The organism is Paraburkholderia metrosideri (genome assembly GCF_904848625.1).
Lineage (GTDB): Bacteria > Pseudomonadota > Gammaproteobacteria > Burkholderiales > Burkholderiaceae > Paraburkholderia > Paraburkholderia metrosideri.
Window position 1 is genome coordinate 483167 of record NZ_CAJHCP010000007.1, and the last position, 15790, is coordinate 498956.

Sequence of the window (15790 nt, forward strand, 5' to 3'; positions counted from 1 at the left end):
ACGCTGCATGCCGCGCGGACTACTGAAGAATCAGCAGCAGTTGTGCGTCGGCATGCTCGGCGGGCAGACGGACGAAACCGCTGCGCACATAGCGATGCCAGCGTCCGATGATGTAGCTCAGAAGCAGGCTCGCGCGGATCGCGGGATCGTAGCCGGCGGGGAGTGGAACGGCTGAATTGTCGACGCCGCTTGCTGCTTCGTTGGCTTCCATCTGCGCAAGCCGCAAGCACTGCTTTAGCGATGCCTCGACCCGTTCCAGCATCTGATTGACGCGCTCGGTGAGCCGCTCATGTTCGCCGACCAGCGCCTCGCAAGTCAGCACGCGCGTCATGCCGGGATTCTTGGCGGGGAAATTCAATAGCATCAACGCGATGGCGCGGGCTTGCAGCACGCCACTACTTTCTTTACCCGCGATCTGGTTGATCAGACCGAACAGCGTTTGCTCGATGAATTCGATCAGCCCTTCGAACATCTGCGCCTTGCTGGCGAAATGACGGTACAGCGCGGCTTCTGACACGCCGAGCCGCGCGGCGAGCGCCGCCGTGGTGATCTTTTCGGTTTTCGGCACTTCCAGCATTGCGGCGAGCGTTTGCAGAATATGCACCCGACGCTCGCCCGGCTTCATACGCGGCGCACGCGGAGCTGCCGATACCGCGTGCGGTGTGGGTTCGTGTTCGGTTAAGGCTTCGTCAGGTTTGTCGATCGGCTGCATGGCTGTCGTCCCGGCTGCTGTCCCTTCCATCGAACCGAGCGGGTGCCCAGTCGAAGCGATTTTAACGAACGAATGGTCCGGTCGACATAGTGCGGACGGCCGGTGCCCGGCAGGCGCGTCGGAATGCCGTCCGCATGCGGTTTGCGTGGCAGATGGCCGGTGATCCACACGGTACGGATGCCCAGACGCCGGTAGTTTTTCAGGTGCGAGCGCGTGTCTTCGACGAGGATCACGTCTTTCAGCGACACGTGCGCGTCGCGCATGGTCTTGCGCAACATGGCGTGATCGGGCTTGGCTCGCCAGAAGTGGCGGTCGCGCATGTGCTCGATGGCGATCACCTGTTCAAACAGGCGTTCGATCCGCAGTTCGGCGAGCACCGCGCGCGCGTACTTTTCCGGCGCATTGGTCAGCACGATCTTACGACCCGGCAGCGCGGCGACGAGGCGCGCGACACCCCGTTCGTGGCGGATCATCGCGCCGAGATCGGGGAAGGTGTGCACGACTTTCAGGAAGTCTTCGCCGTCGAGCGGATGGTGACGCGTCAGACCGAGCAGCGCCGCGCCATAGCGCTGCGTGTAACCGCTGCGCAGGCGGTTGGCTTCGTCGATATCGACTTGCAGCGTGTCGATGATGTACTGCGTCATTCCCTTATTGATGGCCGGGAAGATTGCGTGCGAAGCGCGGTGCAGCGTGTTGTCGAGGTCGAACAGCCAGACCGGACTGCCACCGGCGATATGCGGACGGCGGCGGCGGGAAGTCGGAGTGCGCATGATGGAGAACGTGGTTCAGACGTGAGCAGTCGCTTCGCGCAGCGAACGTGACAGGTTCGGTGAGCGGGCGGCGATGAAAGAGGGGGAAGTGCGCCGATACGCGGCGAGAGCGCAGGGCGGCGATTGCGCGGGCTGAATGTCGAGTACATAGCGCACAGGAAGCACTGGGTGCACCTGGCGTAAGACGTAGCAGCGCAACCGCATGGCACACACGACACGCCTTTGCGACGTGCCCCGTGTGCCAGGTTTGATGCAGGAATCAATGCGAGCGGATCATCGTGCCGAACGGCTGTTCGGTGAGAATTTCCAGCAGCACCGAGTGCTCGATACGGCCGTCGATGATGTGCACCGAGCGCACGCCGCTCTTGGCGGCATCTAGTGCCGACGAGATTTTCGGCAGCATGCCGCCGGAGATCGTGCCGTCGGCGAACAGACCGTCGATTTCGCGTGCCGACAGATCGGTCAGCAGATTGCCTTCCTTGTCCATCACGCCGGGGATGTTGGTCATCATCACGAGCTTTTCGGCGTTCAGCACGACCGCCAGCTTGCCCGCGACCAGATCCGCGTTGATGTTGTACGACAGACCGTCTTCACCGAAACCGATTGGCGAGATGACCGGGATGAACGCGTCGTCTTGCAGCGCCTTCACGACCGCCGGGTTGATCGCCTCGACTTCGCCGACCTGGCCGATGTCGACGTACTGGCCCGGGTTGTCGCGATCCGGCATCAGCATCTTGCGCGCGTGGATCAGGCCGCCGTCCTTGCCGGTCAGGCCGACTGCGTGGCCGCCGAAGTGGTTGATCAGCGTGACGATGTCCTGCTGCACTTCGCCGCCGAGCACCCATTCGACGACTTCCATCGTCTCTTCGTCGGTGACGCGCATGCCCTGGATGAACGTGCCCTGTTTGCCGATCTTCTTCAGCGCCTGGTCGATTTGCGGACCGCCGCCGTGCACGATGACCGGATTGATACCGACCAGCTTCAGCAGGATCACGTCGCGCGCGAAGCCTTGCTTCAGGCGCTCTTCGGTCATGGCGTTGCCGCCGTATTTGATGACCACGGTCTTACCGTGATACTGGCGAATGTAGGGCAGCGCCTCGGCCAGAATTTCAGCCTTAAGGGTGGGCGCGATCTGCGAAAGGTCGGGAAGCTCGGACATGGCGGCAGGCTCAGGCACGGAACAGTTAAAACAGGGCGAATTGTACAGGACTGGCGCGCTGCAACAGGGTTTTCGATACGTGCGCCGGCACCGGACGGCAGCGGCTTTGCGCACTGCGCAATCGCGGCCCGCAGCGCTGGCCGACCCGACACAAGCCTACCGCGCTGACATGACGCTTGTGAATTAGCCGAACGGACGACTCACGCGGGCTCGCCAGTCGTGGCATCATTTCCTGACCGATGCCTTGGCCGTAGCTGGCGTGTCATGAAACCGTCCCCTTCCCTTTCTGAAAGCAGTGCGCGCTGCCCGCGTTGCGGTAATTCGTTCGACTGTGGCATGGGTGCGCAGCCGTTCGACTGCTGGTGCCGCGAGATGCCGTCATTGCCGGCTGACAGGCTCGATCCGGCTAGCCGATGCCTGTGTCCGGAGTGCCTGGCTGCGGAGATGGCGCGGGTGGCGGCTCAGCCTGGACCGCGTGGCGACGGTTCGTGATTGTTCGCCGGGGATATCGGCCTCACAGCCGCGCTGATCGGGTAAAAGCGCCTACGCTGGGCAATGCTTGCCAGCAAGCGTGGCCAGGTCGCGGGTGACCGCTTCCAGTACCGGTTCCCACTGGCCGAACTGCGGCTGTCGGTAAAGCGTGGCGCTCGGGTACCACGGGCTGTCGGCGCTATCGAGCAGCCAGACCCAGTGCGGATTGACGTCGAGCAGCACCCACGTGCGCTGGCCAAGCGCACCGCTTAAGTGCGCTACAGACGTACAAACTGTGATCACGAGATCGAGTGCGTCGATAAATGCGGCGGTGTCGTCGAAGGTTGCAAGCTCGGCGGTGTAGTCGGCCATGGGCAGACCGGCCGCTCGCGCCGCGGCGACGTCGGCGGTCGCGCCCGGCTGCAATGAGTAGAACGCCACGTTTTGCAGGCCGCCGAAATGCGCGGCATAGCGCTCCAGTTCGACACGGCGGAACGGATTGCGTTGATGTCCCAGGCTGCCGGTCCATGTCAGACCGACTTTGAGTCTCGACTCTCCTGCGAACCGTTTTCTCCATAACTCACCAGCCGTGGGGTCCGCGAAGAGATACGGTGACCTGGCCGGAATAGTGTCCTCGCGCGTGTCGAAGATCCACGGCAGGCTGAGCAACGGAATTTCGAAATCGAACGGCGGCAGCGACTCGACGCCGCCGCCTGCCGAGTAATCGTCGACATGACTGGCGAGGCTGCGTGGCAGCAGAGCGCCCAACTGCGGAAACGAATTCCAGACGAGACGCCCGCCTTCGTCATGAACGCGCTTTGCCAGCATCGGAATATAGCGGCAGAACTGCAACACGTCGCCCATACCCTGTTCACCCCATACCAGCAGCGTTTTTCCCGCGAGCGGTTCGCCGCGCCAGACTGGCCCGGGCATGGCCGGACGATGACCGCCCAGTTCCATTGATCCATCCCAACGCGCTTCGTGCAGCGGCCAGCCTCGAGCGTAGTGGCCGCGCATGAGTTCCAGCATGGCGAGGTTGGAGTGCATGCTGGGGTCCTGCGGGGCTAACCGGTGGGCCGTTGTAGCAGCTTGCACTGCTTCGTCCCAGCGTTGCGCTTCACGGAGTGTCAGAGCATAGTTGTTGTGGGCTAACGCGTTATCTGGCGCGCTTTGGACGGCACGGGCACCGGCTTCGATGGATCGCGGCAGATCCTGTTTCGTGCGATAGGCGTTCGCGAGATTGATCCAGCTTTCAACCTCGCTGGGCGCGTCGCGCACGGCGTCTTGCAATAGTGTTAGCTGCTCGTCTGTGTCTGCGCCGGTGAGCAGGAGCGCGCAGGCGAGATTGTTGCGCAGCAGTCTCATGGCCGGATCGATGGCGAGCGCGCGACGATAAGGGGCGATCGCCTCGCCATGCCGGTTTGCCATCTGCAACGCGTAGCCGTGGCGGAATTGCGCAACGGCGCGATTCGAGTCGAGTTGCGCAATAATGGCGGCGAGTTCGACTGCTTCTCCGTGACGCTGTTGCTGGAATAGCCCGGTTATCAGCAATTCGAGCGACGCGTCATCGAGTGGATGCAGTCTGGCCGCGGCTTCTAGGCAACTGGCTGCCGTTTGAGCGTCTCCGCTCTCGCGGGCCGCGGCGGCGCGGCGTAGAGAAGTGACGAAGGCTGATGAGGCGTGCGCCTCGGTCTTGGAGGTGGGTGGCATGGGGCGCGCGGTGGATGAAGCAGTGAAGAAGGACCGGCCTGTGCGGTGCTGTCGCTATCCGTATGTTAGAGGCAGTTGGACTGCGAGAGAAATGAGACTGGTCCGAACCGGTAGACTGAATTGATGCATCGAATAACCAACACCGGCAGAGTCAACCTGGGTCATCTGTTCTGGCTGCGCAGCCTTGCCATCATCGGCCAGTTGATGACGATCGCCGCTGTGCAGATTTTCATCGGCGTGCATCTGCCATTGCCGGCCATGCTGCTCGTGATCTCTCTCGAAGTGCTGTTCAATGCGCTCACGTGGTGGCGCGTTTCGCAGCAACGGCCAGAGTCCAATATGGAGTTATTCGGCCAGATCTGGGTCGATCTGGGCGCGTTGTCCGCGCTGTTGTTTCTCTCCGGCGGCACCACCAATCCGTTCGTTTCGCTTTATCTTCCGTCGCTTGCCATTGCTGCCGCCGTGTTGCCCTGGCATCTGATGGCATGGCTCGCAGCGTTCGCGGTGGCCTGCTATGCCGTGCTCGGTTTCGAATCCGTGCCGCTGAATCTCGACAATCCGGCCAACCTTTTCGACTACTATCGCGCCGGCATGTGGGTCAACTTCATGGTCAGTGTCGGACTGATTGCATGGTTCGTCGCGCGCATGTCGCGGGCTCTGCGGCTACGTGACGCAGCGCTCGGAGACGCGCAGCAGCGCTTGCTCCACGACGAACGTGCGGTCGCGCTGGGCGTACAGGCCGCGACCGTCGCACACGAAATCGGTACGCCTCTGTCTACAATCGCGATGTTGTCCGAAGAGCTTCGCGACGCCGCGCGCTCCGACGAGGGACTCGCGCCCTACAGCGCCGACCTCGAACTGCTCGAACAGCAGATGACGTTATGCACGTCGGCGCTTGCGCGTTTGCGCAGCCGCGCGTCGACCACGACGAACCGGCAACTGGTCGGCGAGTGGCTCGAATCGTTTGGCGAACAATGGCGCCTGCGGCATCCGCATGTGAAGTTTGAACAGATCGGCCTACCGCCCGATGATGTCAGCCTTGACGACACCGTGGCCGTCAGCCAGATTCTGACGATTCTGCTCGATAACGCCGCGCGCGCCAGCCGCGATCACGTGACATTGTCGTGCGCGCTAGCGCCGCATGGCGACCAGATCGTGTTCGAAGTCTGCGATGCGGGTCCGGGCATTCCGGCCACGTTGCGTGGCTCGCTCGGCGCGATGCCGGTGGACAGTACGCAGGGCGGCCACGGCGTGGGCCTTTACCTGGCATTTTCGGCGGCCAAGCGTCTGCGAGGATCGATCGAATTGACGGATGTCAGTACGATCAAGCCACGCGGCACGCGCGCAGTCCTGAAGGTTCCACTCGCCGGGCACCAATTTACGGGCGCGGGCCGTCAAGGCGCTGCGCCATCCAACACGGAGAAACAGGCATGAGCGAAAAGAATTTTCTGGTGATCGACGACGATGAGGTGTTCTCCGGCATCCTCGCTCGCGGTCTGACGCGGCGCGGTTATACGGTGAGCGAAGCGCACAACGCCGATGAGGCGATCAAGCTGGCGAACCAGCAGAAGTTCACCCAGATCACAGTCGATCTGCATCTCGGCAATGACTCCGGCTTGACGCTCGTCGCGCCGTTGCGCGATTTGCAGCCGGATGCGCGCATGCTTGTGCTAACCGGCTACGCAAGCATCGCGACTGCAGTCCAGGCAGTGAAAGATGGCGCGGACAATTACCTCGCGAAGCCTGCGAACGTCGAAACGATTTTGTCGGCGCTGCAAAGCGAAGCAAGTGCGTTGCAGGCAGAAGAGGCGATCGAGCATCCGGCGCCGCTGTCGGTTGCGCGCCTGGAGTGGGAGCACATTCAGCGCGTGCTGGCCGAGCACGGCGGCAATATTTCGGCAACGGCACGAGCGTTGAACATGCATCGCCGGACCTTGCAGCGCAAGCTGGCGAAGCGACCGGTCAAGCAGTAAGTCGTTTTGCTGCTGTGTCTGCCGTAAAAAAACGGGCTGCCTGTTTATAGGGCAGCCCGTTCTTTATGCGTCGAAAATTTGATCTGCGTCAGGTGTGCGCGAATACGCGGTCTGCCTGACGCAGCGTCACAGCGTCACTATCACAGCACGTAACGCGACAGATCCTCGTCTTCAGCCACTTCATTCAACGCGCGATCCACGTAAGCCGCGTCGATCTGCAACTTGTGGCCCGAATGATTGCCGGCCGAGAACGACACTTCTTCCAGCAGCTTTTCGATCACCGTATAAAGGCGCCGTGCGCCAATGTTCTCGGTCTTCTCGTTCACCGAATAGGCGATCTCTGCCAGCCGGCGAATGCCGTCGTCGGCGAATTCGAGGTGCACGTCTTCGGTTGCGAGCAATGCCTGATATTGCTTGACGAGGCTCGCGTCGGTGGACACGAGGATCGATTCGAAGTCGTTCACCGACAACGAGTCGAGTTCGACACGAATCGGAAACCGTCCCTGCAATTCCGGAATCAGATCGCTCGGCTTGGCCAGATGGAACGCGCCGCTCGCGATGAACAGAATGTGATCGGTCTTCACCATCCCGTACTTGGTGTTGATCGTCGTGCCTTCGACCAGCGGCAGCAGATCGCGCTGCACGCCCTGCCGCGATACTTCACCGCCGCTGCCTTCGTTACGTGACGCGATCTTGTCGATCTCGTCGAGGAACACGATGCCGTTCTGCTCGACGTTCTGGACGGCTTTGGTTTTCACCTCTTCGTCGTTCAGCATCTTGCCCGCTTCTTCGTCGGTGAGGAGCTTCAGCGCTTCCTTCACCTTCATTTTGCGGTGCATTTTCTTGCCGCCGCCGATGTTCGCGAACATCGAACGGATCTGCTCGGTCATGTCCTCCATGCCGGGAGGGCCCATGATGTCCATGCTGGCTTGCGGCTGTTCGACGTCGAGCTCGATTTCCTTGTCGTCGAGCAGGCCTTCGCGCAGACGCTTGCGGAAGGTCTGGCGCGTGCTGCCGCTTTCGTCGGCGGTGTCGGTGGCGCTTGAGCTTGCGCCAAAGCCGACCGGGCGCGCGCTCGGCAGCAGGATGTCGAGGATGCGGTCTTCGGCCAGATCGCCTGCCTTGGTCCGCACTTTGCGCATTTCGGTTTCGCGGGTCTGCTTGACCGAAATTTCGATCAGGTCACGCACGATGCTGTCCACATCGCGGCCCACGTAGCCCACTTCGGTGAATTTGGTCGCTTCGATCTTGATGAACGGCGCGTCCGCGAGCTTGGCCAGGCGCCGGGCGATTTCGGTTTTGCCGACGCCGGTCGGTCCGATCATCAGAATGTTTTTCGGCGTGATTTCCTGGCGCAGCGGGTCGTCGACCTGCTGACGGCGCCAGCGATTGCGCAGCGCGACGGCCACGGCCTTCTTCGCGCGGCCTTGGCCGATAATGTGTTTGTCGAGTTCAGAGACGATCTCTGCAGGGGTCATTGTGCTCATCGTGGGTCCTTACTCGATCGTCTCAATGACGCGGTTGTGGTTCGTGTAAATACACATGTCGCCGGCAATCGCCAGCGACTTCTCCACGATTTCGCGGGGTGACATTTCCGTGTTCTGGGCCAGCGCGATCGCGGCGGCTTGCGCATACGAGCCGCCCGAGCCGATTGCGCAGATGCCGCCTTCGGGGTCGAGCACATCGCCGTTGCCGGTGATGACGAGGGTGGTGGTGGCGTCGGCGGTAATCAGCATCGCTTCAAGGCGACGCAGCATGCGATCGGTGCGCCAGTCTTTCGCGAGTTCAACGGCGGCACGCGTGAGGTTGCCCTGATGTTTTTCCAGCTTCGCTTCGAAGCGGTCGAGCAGCGAGAAGGCGTCGGCCGTGCCGCCGGCGAAGCCGACCAGCACCTTGCCGTTATAGATGCGCCGGACCTTCTTCGCCCCGCCTTTCATGACGATGTTGCCCAGCGTCACCTGACCGTCACCACCGAGCGCGACCTTGTCGCCGCGGCGCACGGAGACGATCGTCGTGCCGTGAAATTGCTCCATATGCGTTCCTCTTTGCAAAACGGGTAGGACGCGGCAGCGCGGTGCGCTACCGCATGAATCCTGAAAGCGGACGGCGCGCGACGTTGAAAGCCAGGCAGTCAGGTCGGCGCGCTCGTGCAGCGCATGTCCGATTCATTTTAGGGCGTACGCGGTCATATCAAGAGCCGGCAAAAGGCATAAGACAAAAAACAGGTGATTGAGAGCGGAGGCGTGAAGCCGTTTGGGAATCGGAGCGGATCGGAACGTGCGGCAACGCCGCGTTCGAAAGAGCCCGCTGGGACAGGAAAGGAGCGCTGCGCTGCGAACAGGAGTGAGTACCCGCTTACTGGGCAATCGCATCGCGTGAAGCTGCGTTACCGACGGCGCATAGCATTCGCCGCATAAAAGAAAAAAGGCGCACGGATGACCGTGCGCCTCTCGACGAAGCAGCGTGTGAGGGCGCGGAACCGAGGCCGCGCCGGCGGCGTTCAGTCGCCGAACAGCTTCTGGCGCAGTTCGCGGCGTTCCTGCGCTTCGAGCGACAGGGTGGCCGTGGGCCGTGCGAGCAGCCGCGGAATGCCGATCGGCTCGCCGGTTTCTTCGCACCAGCCGTAGTCGCCGGAATCGATTCGCGCGATGGATTGCTGCACTTTCTTCAGCAGCTTGCGTTCGCGGTCGCGCGTGCGCAGTTCGAGCGCATGCTCTTCCTCGATCGTTGCACGGTCGGCCGGGTCCGGCACGATTACCGTTTCGCGGAGATTTTCGGTCGTCTGGCCGGCATTGCGGAGAATGTCCGCCTGCAGTTGTTCGAGCTTGTTCTTGAAGAAGGCGAGCTGATCCTCATTCATGTAATCCTTGTCGCTCATCTTCAGGATTTCGGCTTCGGTCAAGAGTCGTTTCGTCGTCATCTGGCTTACTTCTTCAATGTGAGGCAAAACTCTTACATAGTGCCCGCACTTTCGTATTGCCCGCAAAGGCACCTTGAGGACGCGAAAGCGTAGGCGGGCACGGACGGTGGTCTGTCGTGACGCCGAAGCGCCTGGCGCCCACACGCCGGGCGTCGCAACGCCAATGCGGGGCCGAACTCCTCTGGAAACCGATTCTCAAATGCTCCTGAGGTATTGCTTGCCGGCAGCTACCTTGTCAGGCTGTGCCAGCCGGCATTGTCGGCGTGATTTCCGGACAAGATTTTCCGGCGCCGCTTCAGGCCCGAGCGGCTTACGCGCTGACCGGGCAATTCGTTGTCATTCTCCAGTGGGCACGTATTGTAACTGAATCACAATCCGGCACCGCATCTGGTGAAAATCCCCTTGCGGCGCGCTGATATCCCGAAAATATAACGCGCGCAGGGCCAAAAAGCGATGGTCGTGCACGCTTTAATGCAACAGGGTTTTCACGCGCTTTTCACACATAGGGCTTTTCAGACACCTTTCGGTCGTCGCCATACGCATTTGGCAGACGATTAACACCGTCCGCAATTGATGAATTATTCAATGCGGATGCCGAGCGCATCAGCATATTGCGTGCCGCGCACTGGGCGCGGCACGGCGGGCTTTTTTGACGTGAAGGCGATTAAGGCGGTTCGGCAGCGCAAAAGTTGCAAAATCTGACGCACCGAACGCCTTAACGCAATGACTGACGCGAACGCGTTCAGGCGAGACAGGCGTCCAGACCGTCGGTAATCAGGTCTTGCGGCAGTTCGATGCCGATAAACACCATCTTGTTGGTCTTTTTCTCGATCGGCTGCCATTTTGCGGCCAGATCGCTGCCCATCATCTGATGCACGCCCTGGAACACGACCTTGCGATCCACGCCCTTCATATAGAGCACGCCCTTGTAGCGCAGCAGGCGTTCGCCGTAAATCTGCAGAATGCCGCCGAGGAAGTCTTCGAGCTTGTTCGGATCGAACGGGCGGTCGTTGCGGTACACGAACGACTTGATCTTGTCGTCGTGATGCGCGTGGTGGTGATGCCCGTGATCGTGGCCTTCGTGGTCGCACTTACCGTGGTCGTGATCGCAATTTTCGTGATCGTGGTCCGCGTGGTCCGCGTGATCGGCATGCGTGTGGCCATGCTCGTCGTGCGCGTGAGCGTGGCTGTGCGCGTGCTCGTCTTCGGTCAGGAAGTCCGGGTCGATTTCGAGCTTCGAATTCAGGTTGAAGCCGCGCAGATCGAAAATTTCCTTGATGTCTGCTTCGCCGAAATTGACGGTCTTGATCGCGGCCCGCGGGTTCATGTGCAGTAGACGGTGGCGCAGATCGTCCAGATGCTTTTCATCGACCAGATCGGCCTTGGTGATGAACAGACGGTCGGCGAAACCGACTTGGCGCTGCACCACTTCGTGCTCGTCCAGTTGATGGTTCGCGTGCTTGGCATCGACCAGCGTGATGATTGCGTCGAGCAGGAATTCGCTGGCGATCTGGTCGTCCATGAAGAAGGTTTGCGCGACCGGGCCGGGATTCGCGAGCCCGGTCGTTTCGATCACGACGCGGTCGAAATCGACCTTGCCGGAGACCTTCTGCGCCGCCAGATCGCCCAGCACGCGCGACAGGTCGCCACGAATCGTGCAGCAGATGCAGCCGTTGCTCATCTGGATGATCTGTTCGCTCGTGTCCTGTACGAGGATTTCGTTGTCGATGTTCTCTTCGCCGAACTCGTTCTCGATCACGGCGATCTTCATGCCGTGCTTTTCATTCAGGATGCGCTTGAGCAGGGTCGTTTTGCCGCTGCCGAGAAAGCCGGTCAGGATGGTGACTGGGATCATGTTGGTCGCCTGTGTGTACGTGAAACGGTGCGTAATCGAATGCGTAAGCGGGGGTATAAACCGGGCGCGGCAGCCTTGCGGCGCGCAGCCCTGTCTAGCCGGTTATTGAAACATATCTGCCGGGCCTGTGCTGGCGAGCCGCTCTCCGCGGCGCCGTCAGTCGCCTGAAATAGCCATACGAACTATGGGCGATCAGGCAATTTGCAACAGCAGGCCCTTCAGGTATTCGCCTTCCGGGAACGCCGTGAGCAGCGGATGATCCACCCCCGCGCCGAGGCGCTTCAGGATGCGGGCATCGACGCGGGCGTCGGCGGCCGCGCTGGAGACGATCTTCTGGAACAGTTCGGAGTCGATCGCGCCCGAGCACGAGTAGGTGAACAGCAACCCCCCTGGACGCAGCAACTTCAGGCCGGTCAGGTTGATGTCCTTGTACGCACGCGACGCGCGGTCAACGTGTTCCTTCGACGGCGCGAATTTCGGCGGATCGAGCACGATCAGGTCGAAACGCTCGCCTTCGTCGTACAGGCGGCGCAGCGTCTTGAACGCGTCGGCGTCGAGCCAGGCGGCGCGTTCGGCGTCGAAACCGTTGGCCGCGACGTTCTGCTGGGCCAAAGCCAACGCTTCACCGGACGAATCGACCGACACCACCCGTTTGGCGCCGCCCTTCAACGCTGCCAGCGAGAACCCGCCGGTGTAGCAGAAGCAGTTCAGCACCTCGCGGTCCTGCGCGAGCTGCTGCACCAGCAGCCGGTTGTCGCGCTGATCGACATAGAAGCCAGTCTTGTGGCCATTGAGCACGTCGACGTGATAACGCACGCCGTTTTCGCTTGCGATCAAGGTTTCCGACGGTGGTTCGCCCGCCAGCACGCCGGTGATCTGCTCGAGCCCTTCCTTCTGCCGAATCGATACGTCCGAGCGTTCGTAGACGTTCGGGCAACCGGTCGCGCCGACCAGCGCCGCGACGATCGCTTCCTTCCATGCTTCGACGCCCGTCGCCATGAACTGGCAGACCAGCTGGCTGCGCTGACCTTCGTCTTCAGCGACGTAGTGGTCGACGATCAGGCCGGGCAGGCCGTCCGCTTCGCCGAAGATCAGTCGCACGGCGCCGGTGTCGTGCACCATCGTCTGACGATGCGCGAGCGCGCGTTGCACACGGCGCTTGAAGAACGCGTGGTCGATCGGCTCGCTTTCGTCGAAGCTCCACACACGGGCGCGGATTTGCGAATGCGGGCTATAGGCGGCGCGCGCGAGAAAACGCCCGTCGTGCGCACGCACCAGCACGGTCGCGCCGGGCGCGGGATTGCCGTCGACGCGGTCGATCGCGTTGGCATAAACCCACGGGTGGCGGCGCAGCAGCGACTTTTCTTTCGACGGTTTGAGCGTAACGGTATTCATCAGGATGTCAGCAGGGCAATGAGCGGTAAGCCGGGTGATGGCGCGGCCGAATGGCACAACGCACACGGCAGGTGAAGCGAAAAAGGAACTACAAAGCCGCAAAAAGCGGCGTCAGTCGCGTTTTTTGGCGCGCGGATGCGCCTGATCGTAGACATGGGCGAGATGCTGGAAATCGAGCCCGGTATAAACCTGCGTAGCGGTAATGCTCGCGTGACCGAGCAATTCCTGAACGGCGCGCAGATCGCCGCTCGATTGCAACACGTGCGTGGCGAACGAATGCCGCAGCACGTGCGGATGCACGTTGGCCGGAATGCCGGCCACCAGCGCCGCGCGCTTCACGCGATCCCGCACGACATTCGGCGACAACCGGTTGCCACGCGCCGACAGAAAGAGCGGATGCGGATCGTGCTTTACCATCTGATCGCGCACCGCGAGCCATGCCCGCAACGCTTCGAGCGCCTTGCGACCGACCGGCACGATACGACGCCGGTTGCCTTTGCCGAGCACTTCGACTTCGGCGGAATCCAGCTTGAGCCAACCGGCGGAGCGGTAGCCGTCGGCATCGACGAAACGCACGTCGAGGCCGACCAGTTCCGCCAGGCGCAGGCCCGACGAGTAGAACAGTTCGAGGATCGCGTTATCGCGCAAACCTTCCGCCGAGTCGGGACGCGGGCTGTCCATCAGGCGCGCGGTGTCGTCGACGGAAAGGGCTTTGGGCAGCGTTTTGGCCTGCTTCGGCGCACGCACGGCTGCGACCGGGTTGGCTGGCAGATCGACGCGGCCCGCGAGCCAGTGATAAAACGCACGCCACGCCGACAGCCGGTGACTGATCGAGCGAGCGCTCAGGCCGCCCGCATGGGCTCGCGATACGGCGCCGCGAATGTCTACGGCGTTGAGGCTTTCCAGCGGCCGGTCTTTGGCCAGCAGCCTGAGTTCGTCGAGTTCGTGGGCATAGCCGCGTAGCGTATGCGCCGAGAGCCGCCGCTCATGTTCGAGATTCGACAGATAGGCGGCGATCGGATCGGCGGCGGTCACGGTGGGCTTTGGGCGGCTGACGCGGGATGATCGCAGGATCAGCGCGGCAGCAGGCGGCTCAGCGCAGCGCTGGCCAGAGCGCCGATCTGCGTCAGGAAGTCGGTGGCCATGCCGTCGTGAAAGCGGCGGGCATCCGCCGAACCCATCACTAGAAGCCCGAACGTGGGCGCTTCTTCCTTGCCCTCGGGATCGCGCAGCGCGAGCAACGCGATCGATTCGGTGGCGTGCGGCTGATCGGCCGCGCCGTTGCCGGAGCCGTTTTCATCGGCCACCGCGCTCACTGCCGGCACCAGCCACTGCGCGGCCTCGAAGCCGGTGTTCGCGCCACAGTAAGGCGAGGTCAGGCTATTGGCGAAAATCCGCACTTCTTCGCCGACATGGCGGGCGAAATCGGCCTGTGTGTAAGGCTCAGCGACATCCCACACCCGCAACGCGGCTTGCGGCACGTCGAAAATTTCGCGCAAGCCATTGGCGATGGTGCGCGGCAACGCATACGGATCGCGCTCGCCCAGCACGCGAATCGTCCAGCGGTTGAATTTCGACGCGATGCTGTCGTTCTCGTGACCGTAACGCAGCAACTCGGCCAGACGCCGTTCGAGATGCTTGTTCTTGTCGCGCAGCATTTCCATCTGCCGCTCCTGCAGCGACACCGCGGCTTTGCCGTGCGGGTTCGCGAGCCGGATAGTCGCGAGCATTTCCGCGTGGTCGGCGAAGAATTCGGGGGTGGCGAGCAGGTAGTCGGCGACTTCGCGATCGTTCATGGTTTCGGCTAAAGGACTACGGGACGCCGCCTGAGGCGGCGCATCGGTCAATCAGTTCAGACGGCCGTTCATCGTTAATGAGGCGCTACTCGCGCCGATAATCGGCCGGCCAATCGTTCAACTCGCTGGGTCTGGCCGATCAGTCGGCCAGTTCGATCTCGCCCGAGAAGACGGTTGCGGCGGGGCCGGCCATCAGCAGCGGGTCGTTTTGCTTCGCGTTGTCCCACGTGATGGTGAGCTTGCCGCCGTGCGTGTGGACCAGCACCGGCGCGTCCAGCAAGCCACGACGGATGCCGGCTGCAACGGCCGCGCAGGCGCCCGTGCCGCACGCGAGCGTTTCGCCCGCGCCGCGTTCGTAGACGCGCAGCTTGATCTCGCTACGGCCGACGATCTGCATAAAGCCGGCATTCACGCGCTGCGGAAAGCGCGCATGCCGCTCGATCACCGGACCGTCGACCAGCACGGGGAACGCTTCGACGTCGTCGACGATCTGCACTGCGTGCGGATTGCCCATCGACACCACCGAAATCCAGCGCGTCGTGCCGTTCACGTCGAGCGGCCAGAGCGTGTCGGCGCCTTCACGGCGGCCTGCGATTCCTTTGGTGGCGAACGGCACGCGTTCCGGGTCGAACACCGGCGTGCCCATGTCGACCAGCACTTCGCCGTTTTCCTGCATGGTCAGCGTGATGGTGCCGTTCTGCACCTGCACGCGTACCGTGCGTTGATCGGTGAGACCGCTGTCGCGTACGAACTTGACGAAGCAGCGCGCGCCATTGCCGCAATGCTCGACTTCGCCGCCGTCGCAATTGAAGATGCGATATCGGAAATCGACGCCTTCGATGGTGGGCTTTTCGACCAGCAGCAACTGGTCGGCGCCGACGCCGAAATGCCGGTCCGCGAGCGCGCGCACCTGCGCCGGCGTCAGGTTGACCGGTTGGGTGTAGCCGTCGAGCACGACGAAGTCGTTGCCCGCACCGTGCATTTTGGTGAATTTCAATTTCATCACGCTATTGTAAGTGACGCGCCCTT

15 protein-coding genes are annotated in these 15790 nt (G+C 62.1%); 3 read left to right on the forward strand and 12 right to left on the reverse strand.

The annotated features are described in order from the left end of the window. Nucleotides 1-19: 19 nt before the first annotated feature. The 3 genes from slmA to argB form a co-directional block, all read right to left on the reverse strand. A complete protein-coding gene (gene slmA / locus LMG28727_RS18205; RefSeq protein WP_201643679.1) occupies nucleotides 20-712 on the reverse strand; it encodes a nucleoid occlusion factor SlmA in 693 nt (230 codons plus the stop codon). Further along, nucleotides 679-1482, reverse strand: coding sequence for an HAD-IA family hydrolase (locus LMG28727_RS18210; RefSeq protein WP_201643680.1), 804 nt, complete (start codon nucleotides 1480-1482; stop codon nucleotides 679-681). The genes slmA and LMG28727_RS18210 overlap by 34 nt, the downstream gene beginning before the upstream one ends. Before the next feature lie 259 nt (nucleotides 1483-1741). After that, nucleotides 1742-2641, reverse strand: a complete 900-nt coding sequence (argB, locus tag LMG28727_RS18215) for an acetylglutamate kinase (protein ID WP_007179687.1) — start codon at nucleotides 2639-2641, stop codon at nucleotides 1742-1744. 264 nt (nucleotides 2642-2905) lie between these two features. Between argB and LMG28727_RS18220 the strand changes: the two genes are divergently transcribed. Then, nucleotides 2906-3133, forward strand: a complete 228-nt coding sequence (locus LMG28727_RS18220) for a cysteine-rich CWC family protein (RefSeq protein WP_201643681.1) — start codon at nucleotides 2906-2908, stop codon at nucleotides 3131-3133. Nucleotides 3134-3184: 51 nt separating this feature from the next. Here the strand turns inward: LMG28727_RS18220 and LMG28727_RS18225 are convergent, their stop codons facing one another. Then, on the reverse strand, nucleotides 3185-4822 hold the full coding sequence (locus LMG28727_RS18225; RefSeq protein WP_201643682.1) for a tetratricopeptide repeat protein: 1638 nt from the start codon (nucleotides 4820-4822) through the stop codon (nucleotides 3185-3187). A 123-nt stretch (nucleotides 4823-4945) separates the two neighbouring features. On the opposite strand from LMG28727_RS18225, the gene LMG28727_RS18230 reads away from it, so the two are divergent. Together LMG28727_RS18230 and LMG28727_RS18235 are read left to right on the forward strand one after the other, a co-directional pair. Next, nucleotides 4946-6256: an ATP-binding protein gene (locus tag LMG28727_RS18230; protein WP_201643683.1), complete on the forward strand. Its 1311-nt coding sequence runs from the start codon at nucleotides 4946-4948 to the stop codon at nucleotides 6254-6256. Beyond that, nucleotides 6253-6795 carry a response regulator transcription factor gene (locus tag LMG28727_RS18235; RefSeq protein ID WP_201643684.1) on the forward strand — a complete coding sequence of 181 codons (543 nt, stop codon included), beginning with the start codon at nucleotides 6253-6255 and terminating at the stop codon, nucleotides 6793-6795. The genes LMG28727_RS18230 and LMG28727_RS18235 overlap by 4 nt, the downstream gene beginning before the upstream one ends. Before the next feature lie 140 nt (nucleotides 6796-6935). Here the strand turns inward: LMG28727_RS18235 and hslU are convergent, their stop codons facing one another. The 8 genes from hslU to dapF all read right to left on the reverse strand — a co-directional run bounded on the left by hslU (nucleotide 6936) and on the right by dapF (nucleotide 15764). Then, a complete protein-coding gene (gene hslU, locus LMG28727_RS18240) occupies nucleotides 6936-8282 on the reverse strand; it encodes an ATP-dependent protease ATPase subunit HslU (protein ID WP_201643685.1) in 1347 nt (448 codons plus the stop codon). A 9-nt stretch (nucleotides 8283-8291) separates the two neighbouring features. Then, on the reverse strand, nucleotides 8292-8828 hold the full coding sequence (gene hslV / locus LMG28727_RS18245) for an ATP-dependent protease subunit HslV (RefSeq protein ID WP_201643686.1): 537 nt from the start codon (nucleotides 8826-8828) through the stop codon (nucleotides 8292-8294). Nucleotides 8829-9295: 467 nt separating this feature from the next. Further along, nucleotides 9296-9715, reverse strand: a complete 420-nt coding sequence (gene dksA, locus LMG28727_RS18250; RefSeq protein ID WP_012431412.1) for an RNA polymerase-binding protein DksA — start codon at nucleotides 9713-9715, stop codon at nucleotides 9296-9298. A gap of 742 nt (nucleotides 9716-10457) precedes the next feature. Beyond that, nucleotides 10458-11570, reverse strand: coding sequence for a CobW family GTP-binding protein (locus LMG28727_RS18255; protein ID WP_201643687.1), 1113 nt, complete (start codon nucleotides 11568-11570; stop codon nucleotides 10458-10460). A 192-nt stretch (nucleotides 11571-11762) separates the two neighbouring features. Beyond that, complete coding sequence (locus LMG28727_RS18260; RefSeq protein ID WP_201643688.1) at nucleotides 11763-12965, reverse strand: class I SAM-dependent rRNA methyltransferase; 1203 nt, start codon at nucleotides 12963-12965, stop codon at nucleotides 11763-11765. A 111-nt stretch (nucleotides 12966-13076) separates the two neighbouring features. Continuing rightward, the gene (gene xerC, locus LMG28727_RS18265; protein ID WP_201643689.1) at nucleotides 13077-14000 is read right to left on the reverse strand and encodes a tyrosine recombinase XerC; all 924 of its coding nucleotides are present in this window, start codon (nucleotides 13998-14000) and stop codon (nucleotides 13077-13079) included. Nucleotides 14001-14038: 38 nt separating this feature from the next. After that, the gene (locus LMG28727_RS18270; protein WP_201643690.1) at nucleotides 14039-14761 is read right to left on the reverse strand and encodes a DUF484 family protein; all 723 of its coding nucleotides are present in this window, start codon (nucleotides 14759-14761) and stop codon (nucleotides 14039-14041) included. 139 nt (nucleotides 14762-14900) lie between these two features. Continuing rightward, nucleotides 14901-15764, reverse strand: coding sequence for a diaminopimelate epimerase (gene dapF / locus LMG28727_RS18275; RefSeq protein ID WP_201643691.1), 864 nt, complete (start codon nucleotides 15762-15764; stop codon nucleotides 14901-14903). Nucleotides 15765-15790 lie beyond the last annotated feature (26 nt).